The following is a 19,761-nucleotide window of genomic DNA, read 5'->3' as shown; positions in this document are numbered from 1 at the left end:
TTAGGGTGAGGACATCAGCCCGCACCTTACTTAAACAGGCATCGCCTCGCGCGGAATAATCGCCCCGCGATACTGAATCACGGTGCTGGCCGTCAGGTGCCCACGCTGTGCCGCCGCTTCCGGCGTTCCCCCCGTCAGGCGTACCGCCAGGTAACCCGCGCTGAAGGAATCCCCCGCTGCGGTGGTATCAATCACTTTCTCTTTGGGCAGCTTCACCGCAGGGACCTCAACCACCGTTTCACCCGCAATCGCGACCAGGCACGACTCCGCACCACGCTTAATCACCACTTCGCTCACGCCTGCTGCGTGCGTACGGGCAATCACGTCATCGACCGGCTTCTCACCCCACAGGGCGTCTTCATCGTCGAGCGTCAGGAAGGCGATGTCCGTGCACTGAAGCATCTGCTGATAAACCTGCTGCGTCTCTTCGCGGCTGGCCCACAGGCGCGGGCGGTAGTTGTTATCGAAAATCACCTTCCCGCCGTTGGCGCGGCATTCGCGCAGCAGCGAGAGAAGCTTTTCGCGGCTGGCCGGGCTTAAAATCGCCAGGCTGATCCCACTCAGATAGAGATAGTCAAACGTCGCCAGCTCTTCGCAGATGGCTGCGGCAGCATCGCTCTCCAGCCAGAATTTGGCCGCGGCTTCGTTACGCCAGTAATAAAACGTGCGTTCGCCGGTGCTGTCGGTTTCGATGTAATACAGCCCAGGCAGGCGGTTTTCCATACGCTGGATCAGCGACGTTTCAACATGTTCACTCTGCCAGGCTTCCAGCATCTGCTGGCTGAAGCTGTCCGTACCAAGAGCGGTGACGTAGTTCACGGCGAGTGCTTCAGGCGCAACCTGACGGGCAATGTAAACGGACGTGTTTAACGTATCGCCACCAAATCCGCGGCTGACTTCCGCGCCTTTTTGGGACAGCTCAATCATACATTCGCCAATCACGGCAATTTTTTTGGACATAGTCATGAACCTGAACAGAAGAATTTTCAGCAGTGTGCGCTGAGTGAATTAGATGGTCAACTATATTAAAACGACGTTCCATTATTTTATTTGAGCCAGCGCGTGTTCCGGCAAATTTCTGTCATCTTAATTTCATTTTCACGGTGAATTGAACATAAAGTTCTCAATTATCGCGCCGATAACCCAGTGACGAGTCCAGAAAGGCCATCCCAACAACAGGACATCTGAAATGAAGTCAGAGCAGGTTATCCAGCGGCTGAGCACTACGCCTGAGGCAAGTATTGAGAACTTGCAGGAGCATCGCTACTGGCTGCAATGCGAGCGTGCGTACACGTATCAGCCGATCTACCGAACGGACGGTCGACTGATGGCAATTGAAGTTTTGACCGTCGTCACGCACCCGTCAAACCCTTCCCAGCGTATCGCGCCGGATCGCTATTTTGCCGAAGTTGCCGTTCGCCAGCGTCTGGACGTGCTGGAAGAGCAGCTCCGTATGCTGGCGACAAAACAGGCCTTTTTCGAGCAGCATACTATCCTCGCCTCGGTTAACGTGGACGGCCCGACCCTGCTGGCGCTGCGTCAGAACGCGAAACTGCAGGAGCTGATCGCCACTCTGCCGTGGCTGCGCTTTGAGCTGGTGGAGCATGTTCGCCTGCCGCAGGATTCCTCTTTTGCGTCGATGTGTGAATTTGGTCCGCTGTGGCTGGATGACTTTGGCACCGGTATGGCGAACTTCTCGGCCCTCAGCGAAGTTCGCTATGATTACATCAAGGTGGCCCGCGATCTGTTCATCATGCTGCGCCAGACCCCGGAAGGACGGAATCTGTTTACGCTGTTATTGCAGCTGATGAATCGCTATTGCCAGGGCGTGATCGTTGAAGGCGTGGAAACGCTGGAAGAGTGGCGTGACGTGCAAAACTCTCCCGCAGCGGCGGCGCAAGGCTATTTCCTCTCTCGCCCCGTGCCGATGGATCTCCTCGAAAGCGTCAGAACGACCCTCTGATAACCCCGCTTCCCTTTGTCTGGACTATAGTTTTACAGGACAGGTCATCAGGAAAGGGGATAACAATGACAAAAACAACCAGGGTCATTTCCTGGACTACAGGGATTTTCTTGTTGTTGATCGCAATCGTCGTCGTCATTATCGCGACGTTTGACTGGAACCGCCTTAAGCCGACCATCAACCAGAAAGTCTCCGCTGAGCTGAACCGTCCCTTCGCCATCCGAGGCGATCTGGGTGTGGTATGGGAGCGTCAGAAAGAGGAGACCGGCTGGCGAAGCTGGATCCCCTGGCCCCACGTCCACGCCGACGACATTATTCTCGGCAACCCGCCGGATATCCCCGAAGTAACCATGATCCATCTGCCGCGCGTGGAGGCCACGCTGGCACCGTTAGCGCTGCTGACCAAAACCGTCTATCTGCCGTGGATCAAGCTCCAGCAGCCCGATGCGCGCCTGATCCGCCTCTCTGAAAAAAACAATAACTGGACGTTTAACCTTGCCAGCGACGGTGAAAAGGATCCAAATGCTCAACCCTCATCATGGTCATTCCGTCTCGACAATATTCTTTTTGATCGCGGGCGGATCGCCATCGACGATAAGGTCAGCAAGGCGGACGTGGAGATCCTGGTCGATCCGCTGGGCAAACCGCTGCCATTTAGCGAAGTCACGGGCAACAAAGCGAAAGACGATAGCACCAAAGCGGGTGACTATGTCTTCGGCCTAACTGCAAAAGGGCGCTACAACGGCCAGCCGCTGACCGGGCAAGGGAAAATCGGCGGCATGCTGGCGCTCAGGAGCGAAGGCACGCCGTTCCCGGTGCAGGCGGATTTCCGCTCGGGGAACACGCGCGTGGCGTTCGTGGGCACGGTTAACGACCCGATGAACATGGGGGGCGTCGACCTCCAGCTCAAGTTTGCCGGTGACTCGCTGGGTGAATTGTATGAACTGACCGGCGTACTGCTGCCGGATACCCCGCCGTTCGAAACGGACGGGCATCTGGTTGCCAAAATCGACACCGAAAAATCGTCCGTTTTTGACTACCGGGATTTCAACGGCCGCATCGGCGACAGCGATATCCACGGCACGCTGACCTACACCACCGGAAAACCACGGCCGAAACTGGAAGGGGATGTCGAATCTCGCCAGCTTCGTCTGGCCGATCTTGGCCCGCTGATTGGCGTGGATTCCGGAAAAGGCACCAAATCAAAAGAGGTCAAAAAGGACGTTCAGCCTGCGGGTAAAGTGTTGCCTTACGATCGCTTTGAAACCGACAAATGGGACGTGATGGATGCGGATGTGCGCTTCAAAGGGCGTAAAATTGAGCATGGCAGCACGCTGCCGCTGAGCGATCTGTCGACGCATATCATCCTGAAAAATGCCGATCTGCGCCTGCAGCCGCTGAAGTTTGGCATGGCGGGCGGGACGATTTCCTCCAACATTCACCTGGAAGGCGATAAGAAGCCGATGCAGGGACGTGCGGAGATCCAGGCGCGTCGATTGAAGCTGAAAGAGCTGATGCCGAACGTGGAGCTGATGCAGAAAACCCTCGGTGAAATGAACGGCGATGCGGACATTCGCGGGGTGGGGAATTCCGTGGCGGCGCTGCTGGGCAGCGGCAACGGTAACCTGAAACTGCTGATGAACGACGGGCTGGTCAGCCGCAACCTGATGGAGATCCTGGGGCTAAACGTCGGTAACTTTATCATCGGGCAAATCTTTGGCGATGATGAGGTGCGGGTGAACTGCGCAGCGGCGAATGTGGATCTGGTTAACGGCGTGGCGCGTCCGCAGATTTTTGCCTTCGACACGGAAAACGCGGTGATTAACGTGACCGGTACTGCCAGCATGGCCTCGGAGCAGCTGGATTTGACCATTGACCCGGAAAGTAAGGGGATTCGTATTATTACCCTGCGCTCGCCGCTTTACGTGCGCGGGACCTTTAAAAATCCGCAGGCGGGCGTCAAGCCCGGACCGCTGATTGCGCGTGGCGCGGTGGCCGCAGCCCTCGCGACGCTGGTCACCCCGGCCGCCGCGCTGCTGGCGTTGATCTCGCCGTCAGAAGGCGAAGCGAATCAGTGCCGGACGATTTTGTCGCAGATGAAGAAGTAGCTCCCTTTCTCCCTCTCCCTGTGGGAGAGGGTCGGGGTGAGGGCATCAGGCCGCAATAAATTACAGCGCCTGATGCTTAGTCTCGTGCATCAGCAGCAGGGCAATCAGCGTCAGCGCCGCCATGGCCGCCAGATACACCCCCACGTAGAACAGACCATAATTTGCCTGCAGCCAGGTGGCGATATACGGCGCCACGGACGCGCCCAGAATGGAGGAGACGTTATAGGAGAACGACGCGCCGGTATAACGCACTTCCGTCGGGAACAGCTCCGGCAGCAGCGCGCCCATCGGGCCGAAGGTCAGTCCCATCAGGCTCAGGCCAATCAGCAGGTACGCCATCACCAGCGCCGGGTTACCTGAACTCAACAGCGGCGGGAAGACGAACAGAGCAAACAGAATGATCAGCGTGGTGATCGTAATCATACTCGCACGACGGCCGAATTTATCCGCCAGCAGGCCGGCAATCGGTACCATCACGCCAAACCCAATCACCGCCATCATCAGCATCCACAGCACTTCGTTACGCGGCAGGCCCAGCCCTACCGGCGCGGCGGCGGTGCTGTAGGTCATGGAGTACACCGTCATGATGTAGAACAGCGTGTAGGTCGCCAGCATGATAAACGTGCCAAGCACGGTTACGCGGAGGTGTTTGGTCAGCAGGGTGCCCAGCGGCACTTTTACCTGTTTTTTCGCCGCAGCCACTTTCGCAAACACCGGCGTCTCATGCAGGGAAACGCGGACGTACAGGCCAATCAGCACCAGTACCGCCGAGAAGACAAACGGAATACGCCAGCCCCAGCTCATGAACTGTTCGTCCGTCAGCAGCCAGGAGAGCAGCAGGAAGGTCCCGTTGGCAAAGAAGAAGCCAATCGGCGCGCCAAGCTGCGGGAATGAACCGTACAGCGCGCGTTTACGCGGCGGGGCGTTCTCGGTCGCCAGCAGCGCCGCGCCACCCCATTCACCACCCAGCCCCAGACCCTGACCAAAACGCGCCAGCGCCAACAGAACCGGCGCCAGAATGCCGATGGTTTCGTAGGTCGGCAGCAGGCCAATCGCCACGGTGGAGATCCCCATCGTCAGCAGCGAGGCCACCAGGGTGACCTTACGACCAATGCGGTCGCCAAAATGTCCAAACAGCGCAGAGCCAATCGGACGCGCCACAAACGCGATAGCAAAGGTCGCCAGAGACTGTAGCGTTGCCGCCGTCGGGTCTCCCTGCGGGAAGAAAATATGCGGGAAAACGATGACCGCCGCGGTGGCGTAAATGTAAAAGTCGAAGAACTCAATGGCAGTGCCAATTAGCGAGGCGACGACAACTTTATTGCGCGAGTTTACCGGGACGTGTTCCGTACCAGAGTCGAGTGTTGTGGCTGTTGATTGCATAATATTTTCTTATTTTTGTCGAACGAAAGGCCATATTACGCACAGCAAAAGCGACATTTCAATCTGTAACAAAGCCGCGTTCTGGTGAAAAAAGCAACAAAAAGCGGATAATTTTCAGGCCAGCCAAAATTCTTCCATGAAATGCTTCACAGTTTTTAAATATTGGTGGATAAAACTGGTTTTCGGTTAAATAAAAGTTACGGACTGGATTTATATGCTGAAATGATGAGTCGGGCTGAAATATCAGCCCGAGAGCGGAGTTAGCGGTGTGTTTTTCCTGGCATTCGCGTGTCGCCTTTGTACTCGGCGGTGGCAATCCACGCCGCGCAGAACAGGGTCAGGCGGGCGAAGAAGTAGAAGAAGGCCATCAGTCCGAGCACCGAGCCAAACGCCGCGCCGGAGGGGGATTTCACCAGCGACGGCAGGGTGTAGGTCATCACGATCTTAATCACCTCAAAGCCGATTGCCGCAATCAACGTACCCCGGAGCAGCGCCTTCTTGCGCGGACGATGGCGAGGCAAGCGCCAGAAAATCCAGAAGAACAGCAGGTAGTTGGCGAAGATAGAAATCGCCAGCCCGATGCCGCGCCAGGCGGGCTTCAGCCATTCGATGTAATCAAGATAGAGCGCAGAAATAATCATCTGCTGCGCTGAACCGGCAACAGAGGTGATCGAGAGCGTTACGACCAGCGCAATAAGCAGGCCTATCAGCGAAACAAAGTCGCGGAAATACTTAATCCAAATTTTCTCCTGATCCTGAGGCGTGCGCTCCCACACGTCGCGCGACTGGGCGCGAATGGCCTCGCGGAGGTTGCCCATCCAGTTAACGCCGGAATATAGGGCGATCAGCAAACCGACGATGCCGACAGTAGTACGCTGCTGAACGGCGGTATTGATGGTGCTTTTCAGCGTGGTGGCAAGGGTCGGGTCACTGACGTTATTCAGGATCTTGTTGAAGATATCCTGCAGCAGCGTCGGGTGCGACGCGAGCACAAAGCCTGCCGCTGCAAACGACACCATCAGGATGGGGATCATCGACAGGAACGAAAAATAGGTGATCGCGGCACCGAACTGGTTCCCCATGCGGTCATTAAAGCGTTCGGCCGCACGTATCAGATGCGCAACCATGGGAAACTGCTGAATTCTCTCCGCCAGGCTGGTGACGGTGCCCAGCGCCTTGCTGGCGGTACCGGGGGCTTTAGCCTCTTCTGGCTCGGTTTCCATCTTCTTGATGGGTTCATAATCTAAATGTTGGGTGGGTCGTTGCGGGTTATTTTCCGGCGTCACGCGTCTTTTCCTTTTTCGTTTGGCTGGATGTTACTGAATTATAGCTTGCGACTAATCCACGTAAGCTTTTGTGAGTTCGGTCAGCCACTCCATAAACAGATGAACCCGGCGAGAGAGGTTGCGCCGGTGGGGGTAAATCAGGGAGACAGGCATCGGTTCCGCGCGATACTGCGGGAGGATCTCAATCAGTTTCTTCGCGCGCAGCAGGTCGCGTACCCCAACGCGCGGGGCCTGAATGATCCCCAGCCCGGCAAGGCAGGCGGCCTGGTAAGTTTCCGTGCTGTTTACGGTTAGCACCCCGCCTGTTTTTATCCACTGCGTCGTGCTGCCGTTATAAAATTCAAAGCCCTGAGGGCGACTTCCCAGCATCGCGGCGTAATGAATCACGGCGTGCGAGCCTAAATCGTCCAGCGTGTCGGGGTAGCCAAAACGCGCCAGATAATCCGGGCTGGCACAGTTGATCACCGACAGCTTGCCCAGCGGACGGGCAATCAGCCCTGAGTCCTTCAGGGAACCCACGCGGACGACGCAATCAAACCCTTCGCGGATCACATCCACCAGGCGATCACTGCTGCTGAGCTCCAGTTCGATACCCGGATACTGCTGTAAAAAAGCAGGCAGTTTGGGGATGACGACATTTCGAGCAACACCGACGGGCATATCCACGCGGAGCCTTCCGCTGATGCTGGAGGGATCGTGCTGAAACATACCGTCGAGTTCATCCAGGTTCGCCAGCAGATCTTTTGCCCGTTCGTAATAGACCATGCCGTCCTGCGTCAGGCTGACGCGGCGCGTGGTGCGGTGCAGTAGCTGGGTGCCAAGCCGGTTTTCCAGAGCCTGGATTTGCCGGGAAACGCTGCCTTTCGGAAGCGTTAATGTCTCTGCCGCGCGGGAAAAACTTTCCAGTTCCGCGACGCGAACAAACAGCTGCATTGCGTGAATTTTATCCATAGATGAAGCTCATTGTTGTTTGTATTGAAACAGTGAAGCGTTATTTCCCATCTTTATTGATCTTCTATCACCTAATAAGCTCTTTCTCAATCTCCATAACAGCCAAAACGAGGTTTATGATGACTGAACGTATCGCATTAGTGACGGGTGGTAGCCGTGGATTGGGTAAAAACGCTGCGTTAAAGCTGGCGGCAGACGGCACGGGAATTATCCTGACCTACAATCGTAGCCAGCAGGAAGCGCTGGACGTGGTGCGCGAAATTCAGGGAAAAGGCGTCAAGGCGGCGGCATTACAGCTCAACGTCGGTGATATTGCCAGTTTCGAAAATTTTGCTCACCAGCTTCAGGAGATCCTGAGCAGCGTCTGGCAGCGTGAAACCTTTGATTATTTATTGAACAACGCCGGGACGGGTTTATACGCACCCTACACCGACACGACGGAAGCCCAGTTTGATGAAGCGCTGAACATTCACTTCAAAGGGCCTTTCTTCCTGACGCAACGCCTGCTGCCCCTGCTTAACGACGGGGGGCGGATCCTCAACGTCTCCAGCGGACTGGCCCGCTTTACCCAGCCAGGTTCAGGAACCTACGCGGCCATGAAAGGGGCGATGGAAGTGCTCACCCGCTATCAGGCGAAGGAGCTTGGGGCGCGCGGAATCTCCGTCAATATTATCGCGCCAGGCGCGATCGAAACCGACTTTGGCGAGGGACGCGTGCGCGACAACGCGCAGCTTAACCAGATGCTGGCGTCACAGACGGCGCTGGGGCGGGTGGGGCTGCCGGACGATATCGGCGATGCCATTGCGGCCCTGCTCAGCGACAGGCTGGGCTGGATGAATGCGCAACGTATTGAAGTTTCAGGCGGTATGTTCCTGTGATGTCTGATGTTAAGGGGAGGGAACCCCTTAAGGAAATCCTTAATATGGATGTGTCAAAATACGGGTAAATATAAAAACCACTGGCGGATTTGTAACCTCTGCATTCATTGAGTTTTTTCTTAAATTGCGCCTCTGTAGAATCCCCCTTCGCTATTCTCAGAGGGAGAAATACGATGCGAGTAATCATGTTTGACAGGCAGTCGATATTTATTCATGGAGCGATACACGGTTTGCGGAAATTAATTCCTGAAATAAATATAACGGGGACTTGTCAGGCAGACGATTTATGGGCGCAAATATCCGCGTCACCGTCTGCTATCGTCATGATTGACGGCAATTTAATTCAGGATGAGGAGAGTTCTTTCCTGGACGAAATCATGCATCGCTTCCCTTCGGTACGGGTGATGATGGTTCTGGCAAAAAAAGAGACCAGATGGGTTGAGCAACTCATGCAGCGAAACGTGATGGCTATTATCCCCCGTAACGCCAACCCTGAGCGGTTTGCCGCCGTGCTGGATTCTGTGTCGAGAGGGATGGTCTGCTTTCCCGGCGAGTGGGTCAGCCAGCAATCGTCAGCGCAGGCGTTACTCTCGTTGAGCGAGCGTCAGCGAGAGGTTCTGAAGCTGCTGGCGGCGGGTGAATCAAACAAAGAGATTGGCCGCAATCTCAACATCAGTGCGGCCACGGTAAAAGCACATCTGGAAGCGCTTTTTCGCCGGCTGGAGGTGAAGAACCGAACCCAGGCCGCCATGTACTATACCCGGGCGACGGCCTGAAGCACCGCTTTCGGGAGCGCGGACGCCGCGCCGAAACTCAATATCATCAGTACTACAGCGTCATGCTGCTGCTGGGTTAATGGCCCAACCCCCTTTTCCTGCAGCAGCGTCTCAACCCGCTGAATATCTTCGTGGAGTAAATATTCAGCCTGAAGAGGTGTAATAAGGCCGCAAAAATGTTCCCCTTCGCGGATCGCATGTCCGTAGCCGATAACCCATAAACCCTTTTCATCACGATATTTCTCCAGTGAAAGCCCCTGATGTTTCTTTATTAACTCAATGGCGGCAGAAGAAATATTCAGCGCATGACCTTTCATATTCGTTTCCTCTTAATGGCGATACTGTAGAGGAATCGAGGCAGGAGAAATATCCGCCAAATGGCTGTTGTTCAGGAATTTTTGTTCAGGTATTCCTGCCGCAATAACCCAAATAACCAGTCATTTTGCCAGCGACCGGAAAGGTAATAGCTCTCGCGTAGCTCGCCTTCCAGCCGGAAGCGGGCTTTTTCCAGCAGGCGCCTGGAGGCGACATTTCCTGCAGTGACGGTGGCGGTGAGCCGACGTATACCGCCCTGATGAAAAGCGTAATCGCAAAGCGCCTGCAGGGATTCGAAGCCGTAACCTTTTCCCTGTGCCTCGGGGGCAAAAAGAAAGCCCACTTCGGCGCAATCCTCCTCCCGATGAATATACCCGGTAAGACCCAGCGGGGCCTGTGAGAGGGCGTCACGAACGACGAGGCACAGCCAGTGCGCGCTCCCCGGCGTCCAGGGCGTCAGGCGCGAATCAAACGCCTCGCGGATCGCCGCGACGGGGCGGTCCTCCGCCACAAAGCGCATGACGTCGGGATGCTGCTGCAGCGCCAGGAAAAAGGGCCAGTCTTGTTCCTGCACGGGGGTGCAGGTCAGGCGCGAGGTCATTAAAACTGGCATTGAGATTCTCCTGAAGCTTTTTAAATGATTTTAGGGTTGTCACTTTATTTCAACAGAAAGTCAGGTATGGTTAAGCGCGTATAAATAAAAAGAAAAACGGCCGTTAGTGCCCATTCCGGATGTCTTCGTTGTCGCTTAAGGAAAACAATGACTCTCAGCACATCACATCATATCCGCGAGCAGTTTGAACACTGTCTGGCGGTCATTCGCCAGGCGTCGGTGGAAATCTTGCTTCTTCTGAATGTACATGTTTCTGAGGGAAAAGATCCACGCTGGTTTCTGGAACAGCTGGACAGTGCGCGTTTAGGCCTCGGAGGATGGGCTGCGGTTGCGAAGAAGCTCAACCTGAATGATGCCGAGATGTCGGAATTTACGCTGCAGCTGCGCCTGCTGCAGCAGCGCGTCCCGCAGTATGAAAGCGGGCAGGATGTCAGCGAAAACCAGCTTATTGCGGCGATGCGGTTTGTGACTACGCTGGAACATCTTCGTCTGCAGCAGCCGCTTCTGACCTACAGCACCGAGCTGGTGCCGGGTAGCGAGCTTCAGCAGCAGCAGGCGCACAAGCAGGTACGCGCAATTGAGTTAATGATTAAAGGCCTCATTCAGCAGGCCTGGCCCGATCAGGTGCGGCTCAATAATCATCTTAAAACCCTATTTAACGCTGACCGCGTACGACGCTGGCTGAAGCATGGCGAAATCAACGATGTCCTGAGCGGCATGATGTTCAGCGAACTGGCGCAGATGCTGGTGGATAAAAAAGAGTTCAGCCGCTACTACGCCTCGCTGTTTAACGACCCGTCCATGCTGACGCTCCTGGTAGAGCCGCGCAAAACGCTGCAAACATTTCTCGACGACATCCGGCAAATCCGCAACAACATCACGGTGCAGAAAACGTTAAGTTCGGCGCAAATTCAGCTGCTGAATAACTACTACATGCAGATCTCCCGGCCGGTTCAACGCGCGTTTGAAGAGGGAAGAACGCGCGTCAACCCGGCTGGATTCATGGCGGTGGATGCCAGCGAGCTGCACGCTTTCTGGGAAAAGGCGCAAAAAATGGATCGGGTCACCGGTGGGGATCTGTTTGAAGTTCGCGACACGATTGAAAAACCGACCCAGCGCGCGCCGCGCACGCCCGAACAGCGTGAGCAGCTTATCTCCGGTGCGTTATGGGGGGCGGTTGGCGTGATGGTGATTGCCATCGTGGTAGGCGGCTTCTGGCTGGTGACCAGCGGCAAACCGCAGCCTGCGGCGGAAAGTACGGCGCAAGCGGCTCCGCCGCAGGAGATGCGTGAAACCCCATCCTCGCGCGAGACGCTGACGCGCATGGGGGTGACCTGGGACGACAATAATTTCCGTTCGGCGATTAACCGCAACGATACCCGCGTGGCGTTGCTCTTCTTACAGGGTGGGATGGACTGGAAGCTGTCATGGACCGAAGAGGCGATGTCGGCCGGCTATGACGACGTTCTGGAGCTTATGCTGCGCTACCGGCAGAACATGGCGGAAGAGAAGCCGTGTCGTCGTTTCATCAATACGCTCAGCCACGCCATGTCGAACGGCGAGTCTCTGACCTCAATACGTAAAGAGTATTTGAAAGCGTTCTGCACCGTGCCGGCCGTGGTGAAGCGCCAGAAGCACGATCTTGAAATGGCAACGCGACGTGCGCAGTCACAGCCGGATGCCACCACAAAAAAATGGCAGTCCATTCAGACTGCCATTTATGAGGTGATTCGCTGATTTATTCTCCCTCTCCCTGTGGGAGAGGGCCGGGGTTAGGGCACCAGACCGCACCCCACTTAAGGCTCCCCATACAACCCAATCAACCGCCGCACCACGCCGTTCGTCCAGCCGAAGCCGTCCTGCAGCGGATACTCCCCGCCGCCCCCTTCGCGCGGCGTACTGCTGGCGATGTGGTACTTCTCAATCAGCTTGTGGTGCGTCTTGTAGAAGTGGTTCACCGTATGCAGCCAGCTCCAGGCGATTTCATCCCCCAACGAGTCGTTGCCGTACTGCTTGAACCCCTGAATCGCCATCCACTGCAGCGGCGCCCAGCCGTTGGGTTTATCCCACTGCTCGCCGGTTTCGTATTCGGTTGCCAGAATCCCGCCCGGTGTCAGCAGGCGCGCTTTTACCGCATCAGACAGGCGCTCGGCCTGCTCATGGGTGGCCATGCCCACGTACAGCGGCACAATGCTCGCCGCGGAGAACAGCGCCATCACTTCGCGGCGCCAGTCGTAGTCGCGGTAGCAGCCGTTCTCTTCATCCCACAGGTAGCGGTTCACCGCCGCGCGGCGATCGCTGGCCTTCTGGCGGAACAGCTCGGCGGTCTCTTTATCCCCTTTCGACGCCGAAATATTGGCGATCGCGCTCTCCAGCTTGAACAGGAAGGCGTTCAAGTCAATCGGGATAAACTGCGTCGTGCGGATGCTGGCTAATCGGCCCGGCTCGCGCAGCCAGCGAGAGGAATAATCCCAGCCGGAGGCCGCACCGGCGCGCAGATCGCGATACACCTCATTCGGCGGACGACCCGAGTGGCGGGCCGTTTCCACGTCCTCAATCCACGATTCGTCGCGTGGGGTATCACGGTCGTCCCAGTAGCGGTTCAGCAATGAACCGTCCGGCATGCGTACCGCGCTGCGGTAGGCCTGATTAAGCAGCAGCGACTCCGCGCCGTCCATCCAGAAGGCGTGCTCCATTTTAAGGTGCTCAAGGTAGCGTTTCGCGCCGCGCACGCCGTCCTCTTCAAACAGCTCCACCATCAGGGCAAAGACCGGCGGCTGGGAGCGGCTGAGGTAGTAGGTGCGGTTACCGTTCGGAATATGGCCGTAGCGTTCGATCAGCCACGCGAAATTATCCGCCATGCATTTGAGCAGATCGTTACGGCCGCTCTCCGCCAGCCCCAGCATGGAGAAGTATGAATCCCAGTAGTAGGTCTCGCTGAACCGCCCGCCGGGGACGATATAGGCCTGCGGCAGCGCCAGCAGGGAGGACCAGGGAATGTGATCCTGCGGTTCGCGCGTCAGGACGGGCCACAGGCTATCAATGTGCTCTTTCAGCGACAGGCCAGGGTCGGAGACATATTCCGTGCTGTAGGTTTCCGGCAGCCAGAAGTGGTTCTCCACGAACTGGCGCAGGTCAAAATCCCGGTGGCGTCTGACCTTGCGGTAGCGGATCAGGATATCCAGCGGATCCATCTTCGGCGCGCAGTCCGGGAAGGTTTTGCTGTCCGCAAACAGCCGCGTCGACTGTACGTGTTCGAACAGTTCAAGATAGCGGTCTGCGGGCGTCAACGCATCGGAGGCGGGTAGCCCCTCGATCATTTCGGGTTCCGGCTCCGCCTCAATCATCTCATCCAGTTTCAACTCGCAGGGATCGGTCTCGTAGCGCAGCTCTTCTGCAATCTCGAATTCGATGTTCTCGGTAGCCTGTAGTTTCTGGTTGAACATGGTGATAAGGACCTCCGGTTGTGTGTTCTAAAGACAGGTTTTTCCGGGCGTCTTATAAGCGTAGACATTCGCTTCGGTAGATGTGGAGGGATATGTGCGGTAGATCACTCTTTTCGGAGCATTCGTTTTGCAACGATTTATGTCATCAAGCCCGAACAAACCGTCATCCGGGCATCTTCCGGTGCTCAGTACAGATAATTCCGTTTTGCCAGATCGACCAGGTCCGCCAGACGAGTAATGTTAAATTTTGCCATGATACGCTGCTTATACGCGCTCACCTTTTTATTATTCATGTCCAGCATCGAGGCAATAATCTGGTTGCTATAGCCGGCAGAAATGTAGCGCAAAATACAAATATCAATATGGGACAAAGATAATAATAACGAGGCATCCCGCGGATATCTGGCATGATGATGCCAAAGCTCAGAACCGTAGCAATACTGGCCGGAGAGTACGTTATTGATGGTAGTGATTATTTTATCTAACGAGCTATTTTTATTGATGTAACCGGCCGCGCCAGCTCGCCTGCTGAGCTGGATGTGAAAATCGCTGAAAGACGAGGACAAGATGAGAATCCGAATATCCGGGTACGTTTTTCTTATTTTCGCCAGGTAAGAAAATACCTCAGCGCTTTGTTGCAGATGTTCCATGATAATCAGGTCCGCGCTTAACGCAGGTAATGCGCTGTGCAATTCCTCGATTGTAGGAAATTGTGCCACAACCTCATAATCTTGTTCTGTTAATAAGCCCTTGATACCTGCACGCAGCAGTGGGCTGGAATCCATGAGAATGACTTTTCTACCTGACATTCCTGTCTGTCCTGAGTGGGTAACAAAAACATTATTTTCTCTCCGTCTCTAAAAAAGTGAACCAAGACTTGTCTTTATCTTTGCCATTATTTTCTTCACGCCATCTCTACCGAACCTTTCCCTTAAATGACTTATAAGACCGGTTTGCGACAGGTCTTATTAAGCCAACACTTGCCAGCCGGGAAGATAGCGCCAGCCAGGGAATGTATCCCGTATGGAAGTGCGTCTGGCGCGTTGCGCGGACACAGATCGATTATTTACACGAGAATTTAAAAAATGACTCTCAAGCCAGTAAATATTGCAGTCGTAGATAAAGATACGATTGTCAAAGCTGACGTTCTGCGCAGTGAAAAGGTTGGCAGTGCTGTCAAAATTAAGGCCATCCCGAATGCAAAATATATTCTTGCTGAAGGGGAAAATGGTGTCGCGCCAGAAAACATTACGCTGAAACGCGTAGGCAAAGACCTGTTCGTCATGCTGGAAGGCACTGATGAGGATCAGCCACAGCTGATCATTGAAGACTATTTCGATAACCCAGGTGAGCTGGTCGGTAAAGGCGAAGACGGTCAATGGCATGAGTACATCGCCACCGATGGCGACGACGACCACAAAGCCGCGTTCCTGCTGGACGGTGAATCTTCCGCCCAGGCGCTGGGTGCGGGCGCGATTGCAGGTCTCGATGGTCTGGCCGTTGCGGGCACCGCATTTTCTCCTGCTCTGCTGGCGCTGGGTGCGTTAGCCGGGATTGGTGCGCTGGTAGGCCTGGGCGCCATTATTCGTCATAACCGTGACGATGGCGGTGACAAAAAAGGCACCGTTGCACCTGTTGCTACCCCTGAACTGACCGACGTGCACGACGATTACGGCACCAAAACCGGCTCGATCCCGCAAAACGGCGTGACTGATGACGCCACGCCAACATTTAGCGGTACAGGCAAAGCGGGCGATATTGTTGAGTTCTGGGAAAACAACGTCAAGCTCGGCGAAACCCGTGTCGGCGCTGACGGCACCTGGACCTGGACGCCGGAAACCCCGCTGGCGCACGGCGACCACAGCATTGTGCTGATCGGTAAAGACCCGGATGGCCGCACCAGCGCGCCGAGCGACTCTTTTGATTTCACCGTCGATCTGGAAGCCCCTGTTAAGCCGATTATTGGCGAAGTGGAAGACGATGTTGGCGCGAAAACAGGCCCAATCCAAAACGGCGATGCGACTGATGATAAACAGCCGGTCTTCCGCGGTGAAGGTGCCACGCCTGGCGATACCGTGCGCCTGATCGTTGACGACGAAGTGGTCGGCACGGCGATCGTCGGTGAAGACGGTAAATGGGAAGTGACGCCGGAAAACCCTCTGCCGGAAGGCAGCCATACCGGTAAGGTGATCATCACCGATCCGGCCGGGAACGACAGCGAACCGTCTGATGACTTTAAATTTATCGTTACGCCAGAAAAACCGGTCATCGGCGAAGTAGAAGATGACGCGGGTACCGTTGTGGGGCCAATCCAGAACGGCGGTGCAACTGACGACACGCAGCCGACGTTCCGCGGTGAAAACGGCGCGCCTGGCGATACCGTCAGACTGATCGTGGACGATGAACTGGTGGGAACGGCGATCGTCGGTGACGACGGCAAGTGGGCAGTGATCCCTGAGAAACCGTTGCCGGAAGGCAGCCACACCGGGAAAGTGGTGATTACCGATCCAGAAGGCAACGCCAGCGAACCGTCTGATGATTTCGAATTTATCGTTGATCTGCAAGGTCCTGACAAGCCGGTCATTGGTGACGTTGAAGACGACCAGGGACCGTCCGTAGGGCCAATTCATGATGGTGACACCACTGACGATACCCAGCCGGTGTTCAGTGGCGACAAGGGTACGCCTGGCGACACCGTGCGTCTGATTATTGACGACGAAGTTGTGGGTACCGCAATTGTTGGTGATGACGGCAAGTGGGAAGTAACTCCGGAGAAACCGCTGCCGGAAGGGAATCATGAAGCTGTCGTCGTCATCGTTGATCCGGTCGGTAACGCCAGCGATCCGTCCGATCCGATCGGCTTCATCGTAGACATCACGCCGCCGTTAAAACCGACGATTGATAGCGTGTTTGATGATGCTGGCCTGAAAACAGGCAACCTGACCAACGGCGAGGTCACCGATGACAGCACCCCGGCCTTTACCGGTACCGCTGAGAAAAATAGCCTGGTGCACATCATTGTTAACGGTAAGGAAGTGGATTCCGTTACCGCTGATCCGACAGGTAAATGGACCTGGACGCCGTCTCCGGCGCTGACGAACGGCCACTACGATGTGAAAGTGGTTGCCGAAGACAAAGCGGGTCTGCGTTCCGAACCATCCGATGCGTTCTCGTTTGAGCTGGTAGCAGGCGGCATTCCTCCGGCACCGGCAATCACGGACGTAATCGATGATGTTGATGCCCATGTTGGCACCGTACAGCAGGGTGGCATCACGAATGATGACAAACCGACCATCACCGGTACGGGTCAGGACGGGACGACCATTTACCTGTATGACGGCACTAACCCGACGCCAATCGGTAGCGCTGTGGTTACGGGTGGCACCTGGACCATTGATTTCGACACTGCACTTTCGCAGGGTGAGCACCGCTTCCGCGCGGTGGCGGAAAATGCCGTGGGCAACCGCAGCCCGGAAACCGGCGAGTGGATGATTATTGTGGACTCCGTTAAACCGCTGGCACCTACGGACATTGAACTGTGGGACGACTTCGGCACGCCGGGAATTATTGCGGATAACGGTACCACCGACGATAACACCCCAACCTACCGTGGTAAGGGTGACGCGAACGGTACCGCGATCATCGATCTGGGTAATGGCACCACCGTGCGCGTGCCGGTAGATGGCAGCGGTAACTGGAGCTACACCCCGGCACCGGCCCTGGCGGATGGTGACTACACCTGGAAAGTCTCGATTGAAGACAAAGCGGGTAACGTTGGACCAGAGTCTGCGCCGATCCACTTCACCGTGGACACCAGCCACAACGGTGTGTCTATCAGCCACGTGGAAGACGATGAAGGCGAACTGAAGAGCAATCTGGCCAGCGGCAGCCATACCGATGACACGACACCAACCGTTGTGGGCCGCGCGACGCCTGGTGCCGAAGTGAAAGTGTATCTGGACGGCAACTTTGTCGACACCGTGATCGCTGACCCGGCGACCGGTGCGTGGAAATACACCTTCAACCCGGCGCTGACCACTGACAAGACGTACCAGATCACCGCCAGTGAAAATACCGGCACCGGTGATAGTGCGCAGACGGCGCCGTTTGAACTGACGCTGGATACCCGCGTACCGGTTGGCTCATTCGATAGCGTATCGGATGACGTCGGTCTGGTGCAGGACGACCTGGCGAACCCGGCAGTGACCGATGACACCACGCCAACTCTGCACGGGACCGGCGTCGCGGGTGATGTCGTGTTTATTTATGACGGTGACACGCTGATCGACTCCGTGACCGTAGGCCCGGGCAACACCTGGAACTTTACACTGCCTGCACAGAACAACGGCACGGAACTGGCCCTGAAGACGGTGTTCCAGAGTCCGACCGGCGTGAGAAGCGCCCCGTCCGCGGAGTGGAAAATCACCATTGATACCGACGCGCCGACAAGCAGCGCGGTGGTGGATGCGATGACCCAGGACTCCGGTGTCAGCGGCAGCGACTTCATCACTAACAGTGGTAAAGCCGGTAGCCTGGTCAGCGGTCATCTCTCAGCTCCGCTGGAAGCAGGCGGGAAAGTACTGGTCTCCACTGACGGCGGGAACACCTGGCTTGAAGCGATGGTCGACGGCGACAAATGGGCGTTTGTTGACGGGCAGGGACACAGCGCGAACTGGACTGTCCTGACGCGTGTGGTCGATATCGCCGGGAACTACACCGAATCCTCGCAGAAAGTGGTGCTGGATCAGGTGGCACCTGATGCACCGACCGACGTGGTGCGCAGCGGTAATGACGTGACGGTAACGCTGCCAGGCAGCGGGATTGTTGAGGGTGACACCGTGCTGGTGAAAAGCGGCGACGTTACCGTCACCCATACGCTAACGGCTGCCGACATTGCTAACGGTAACGTGACCCTGACCATGCCTGCGGGCGGTTACACCGATATTCCGGTGGGCGCGGCGATTGTTGACGCGGCGGGTAACAGCTCCAGCTACCGCACCAGCGCGTTCACCAGTACCAACAGCTTCGAAGACGACACGGAGTTCGCGGACATTAATGCGGGCGCATGGGTGCACGGGATGCGTTTCTCCCACACACCAGATACCGGCACGGCGGATTATGAGTTCGACAAACAGGTCATTGGCACGGGCAGCACCAACAGCCTGTATCTGTACAGCACGTCCACAGATACCGGAATGGCAGCCAGCATGTTTGTTGACTTCCAGTATGGCGCCAAAACGATTGATTTCGTTTTCAACCCACGCTTTGCCGGCCCCTCGACGGTGGTGACGTTCTACGACGTCAACGGCAATGAGATTGGTTCGCAGCCGGTGAGCGCTTTCCTCCCTAACCGTAACGTCCCGGTGTCGTTTACCAGCCCGGATGATACGCCGATTTACCGGATGGAGATCCATCACGAGGAACTGGCGACCAGCTCCGGGTTTGGTTTCAGCATCGATAACCTGGTGGTGAGCGGAACGGCGAAAACCGTCACCCCGGGTGAATTCCTGGCGGATAACCAGGGCGATATCTGGTACGGGGACGCAGCGGACAACCTGTATCAGGTTGCGGACGTGGCCAGCCTGACCGGTGCGGTGATTCAGGGTGGAGAAGGCACCGACACGCTGAAGCTGCTGGGGGCGGATCAGCACCTCGACCTGAGCGCGCTGACACACACCATTCAGTCAGTGGAGGTGTTCGACATTACGGGAACAGGCAACAACACCCTGACGCTGAGTGCGGGGGATGTGCTGGAAAACGCCACGCAGAACCTGTTCCACGACAACGACTTCAACCAAATGATGGTGAAGGGCGACGCGGGGGACACGGTGAATCTGAGCGACCTGCTGCCGAACGGTATGGACCCGGGTAACTGGACCGATGGCGGGACGGTGAATGTTGGGGGAGTGGAGTATCAGTCTTATCAGATGGATAGCCTGAATACCGAGATCCTCGTTCAGATGGGAGTCACGGTCACGCTACAGAACCATTAATTGATGCCAGGAAAGTGAGGCTCCTGCACCGGAGCCTCCAGAACGTTTT

General features: G+C 56.2%; 14 protein-coding genes. 6 read left to right on the top strand and 8 right to left on the bottom strand.

The genetic code is table 11. The features are described from left to right. Nucleotides 1–30 precede the first annotated feature (30 nt). Entirely contained in the window at nt 31–960 is a 930-nt protein-coding gene (locus V1603_RS01815; protein ID WP_116342856.1) for a sugar kinase, read from the bottom strand. Nucleotides 961–1,189: 229 nt separating this feature from the next. Here V1603_RS01815 and pdeH point away from each other — a divergent pair, with 229 nt between their 5' ends. Both pdeH and V1603_RS01805 read left to right on the top strand, forming a co-directional pair. After that, nucleotides 1,190–1,963 carry a cyclic-guanylate-specific phosphodiesterase gene (gene pdeH, locus V1603_RS01810; RefSeq protein ID WP_166712593.1) on the top strand — a complete coding sequence of 258 codons (774 nt, stop codon included), beginning with the start codon at nt 1,190–1,192 and terminating at the stop codon, nt 1,961–1,963. Between the two features lie 65 nt (nt 1,964–2,028). Further along, on the top strand, nt 2,029–4,071 hold the full coding sequence (locus tag V1603_RS01805; RefSeq protein ID WP_192983793.1) for an AsmA family protein: 2,043 nt from the start codon (nt 2,029–2,031) through the stop codon (nt 4,069–4,071). 60 nt (nt 4,072–4,131) lie between these two features. Here V1603_RS01805 and V1603_RS01800 read toward each other — a convergent pair whose 3' ends face one another. The 3 genes from V1603_RS01800 to V1603_RS01790 all read right to left on the bottom strand — a co-directional run bounded on the left by V1603_RS01800 (nt 4,132) and on the right by V1603_RS01790 (nt 7,691). Beyond that, nucleotides 4,132–5,454 carry an MFS transporter gene (locus V1603_RS01800; protein ID WP_395313433.1) on the bottom strand — a complete coding sequence of 441 codons (1,323 nt, stop codon included), beginning with the start codon at nt 5,452–5,454 and terminating at the stop codon, nt 4,132–4,134. 260 nt (nt 5,455–5,714) lie between these two features. Beyond that, nucleotides 5,715–6,740, bottom strand: a complete 1,026-nt coding sequence (gene yhjD, locus V1603_RS01795; protein ID WP_395313432.1) for an inner membrane protein YhjD — start codon at nt 6,738–6,740, stop codon at nt 5,715–5,717. A 51-nt stretch (nt 6,741–6,791) separates the two neighbouring features. Beyond that, nucleotides 6,792–7,691, bottom strand: coding sequence for a LysR family transcriptional regulator (locus V1603_RS01790; protein ID WP_151413439.1), 900 nt, complete (start codon nt 7,689–7,691; stop codon nt 6,792–6,794). Between the two features lie 119 nt (nt 7,692–7,810). On the opposite strand from V1603_RS01790, the gene V1603_RS01785 reads away from it, so the two are divergent. Both V1603_RS01785 and V1603_RS01780 read left to right on the top strand, forming a co-directional pair. After that, nucleotides 7,811–8,569, top strand: coding sequence for an SDR family NAD(P)-dependent oxidoreductase (locus tag V1603_RS01785; RefSeq protein ID WP_166712748.1), 759 nt, complete (start codon nt 7,811–7,813; stop codon nt 8,567–8,569). Between the two features lie 173 nt (nt 8,570–8,742). Beyond that, nucleotides 8,743–9,345, top strand: coding sequence for a response regulator transcription factor (locus tag V1603_RS01780; protein WP_163331100.1), 603 nt, complete (start codon nt 8,743–8,745; stop codon nt 9,343–9,345). Here V1603_RS01780 and V1603_RS01775 read toward each other — a convergent pair. Beyond that, nucleotides 9,324–9,662: a glycoside hydrolase family protein gene (locus V1603_RS01775; protein ID WP_395313431.1), complete on the bottom strand. Its 339-nt coding sequence runs from the start codon at nt 9,660–9,662 to the stop codon at nt 9,324–9,326. The genes V1603_RS01780 and V1603_RS01775 overlap by 22 nt on opposite strands. A 71-nt stretch (nt 9,663–9,733) precedes the next feature. After that, a complete protein-coding gene (locus V1603_RS01770; RefSeq protein ID WP_163331098.1) occupies nt 9,734–10,273 on the bottom strand; it encodes a GNAT family N-acetyltransferase in 540 nt (179 codons plus the stop codon). A 147-nt stretch (nt 10,274–10,420) separates the two neighbouring features. Here V1603_RS01770 and V1603_RS01765 point away from each other — a divergent pair, with 147 nt between their 5' ends. After that, nucleotides 10,421–12,010 carry an STY4199 family HEPN domain-containing protein gene (locus V1603_RS01765; RefSeq protein WP_395313430.1) on the top strand — a complete coding sequence of 530 codons (1,590 nt, stop codon included), beginning with the start codon at nt 10,421–10,423 and terminating at the stop codon, nt 12,008–12,010. 59 nt (nt 12,011–12,069) lie between these two features. Here the strand turns inward: V1603_RS01765 and V1603_RS01760 are convergent, their stop codons facing one another. Continuing rightward, nucleotides 12,070–13,719 carry an alpha,alpha-trehalase gene (locus V1603_RS01760; RefSeq protein WP_116342834.1) on the bottom strand — a complete coding sequence of 550 codons (1,650 nt, stop codon included), beginning with the start codon at nt 13,717–13,719 and terminating at the stop codon, nt 12,070–12,072. 185 nt (nt 13,720–13,904) lie between these two features. Beyond that, entirely contained in the window at nt 13,905–14,528 is a 624-nt protein-coding gene (locus tag V1603_RS01755; protein ID WP_192983783.1) for a response regulator transcription factor, read from the bottom strand. A 276-nt stretch (nt 14,529–14,804) separates the two neighbouring features. Here V1603_RS01755 and V1603_RS01750 point away from each other — a divergent pair, with 276 nt between their 5' ends. Next, entirely contained in the window at nt 14,805–19,712 is a 4,908-nt protein-coding gene (locus V1603_RS01750; RefSeq protein WP_395313429.1) for an Ig-like domain-containing protein, read from the top strand. Nucleotides 19,713–19,761: the final 49 nt, after the last annotated feature.

The sequence above is a fragment of the Enterobacter sp. ECC-219 genome, assembly GCF_043966805.1.
Lineage (GTDB): Bacteria > Pseudomonadota > Gammaproteobacteria > Enterobacterales > Enterobacteriaceae > Enterobacter > Enterobacter cloacae_N.
The sequence above is the reverse complement of the archived record's forward strand: the minus strand, read 5'-3'. Positions and strand labels throughout refer to the sequence as shown.

Bases quoted from the DNA above. Each gene is read 5' to 3' on its own strand.
- V1603_RS01815 (WP_116342856.1), bottom strand. From the start codon at position 960: ATGTCCAAAAAAATTGCCGTGATTGGCGAATGTATGATTGAGCTGTCC.
- pdeH (WP_166712593.1), top strand. From the start codon at position 1,190: ATGAAGTCAGAGCAGGTTATCCAGCGGCTGAGCACTACGCCTGAGGCA.
- V1603_RS01805 (WP_192983793.1), top strand. From the start codon at position 2,029: ATGACAAAAACAACCAGGGTCATTTCCTGGACTACAGGGATTTTCTTG.
- V1603_RS01800 (WP_395313433.1), bottom strand. From the start codon at position 5,454: ATGCAATCAACAGCCACAACACTCGACTCTGGTACGGAACACGTCCCG.
- V1603_RS01790 (WP_151413439.1), bottom strand. From the start codon at position 7,691: ATGGATAAAATTCACGCAATGCAGCTGTTTGTTCGCGTCGCGGAACTG.
- V1603_RS01785 (WP_166712748.1), top strand. From the start codon at position 7,811: ATGACTGAACGTATCGCATTAGTGACGGGTGGTAGCCGTGGATTGGGT.
- V1603_RS01780 (WP_163331100.1), top strand. From the start codon at position 8,743: ATGCGAGTAATCATGTTTGACAGGCAGTCGATATTTATTCATGGAGCG.
- V1603_RS01775 (WP_395313431.1), bottom strand. From the start codon at position 9,662: ATGAAAGGTCATGCGCTGAATATTTCTTCTGCCGCCATTGAGTTAATA.
- V1603_RS01770 (WP_163331098.1), bottom strand. From the start codon at position 10,273: ATGCCAGTTTTAATGACCTCGCGCCTGACCTGCACCCCCGTGCAGGAA.
- V1603_RS01765 (WP_395313430.1), top strand. From the start codon at position 10,421: ATGACTCTCAGCACATCACATCATATCCGCGAGCAGTTTGAACACTGT.
- V1603_RS01760 (WP_116342834.1), bottom strand. From the start codon at position 13,719: ATGTTCAACCAGAAACTACAGGCTACCGAGAACATCGAATTCGAGATT.
- V1603_RS01755 (WP_192983783.1), bottom strand. From the start codon at position 14,528: ATGTCAGGTAGAAAAGTCATTCTCATGGATTCCAGCCCACTGCTGCGT.
- V1603_RS01750 (WP_395313429.1), top strand. From the start codon at position 14,805: ATGACTCTCAAGCCAGTAAATATTGCAGTCGTAGATAAAGATACGATT.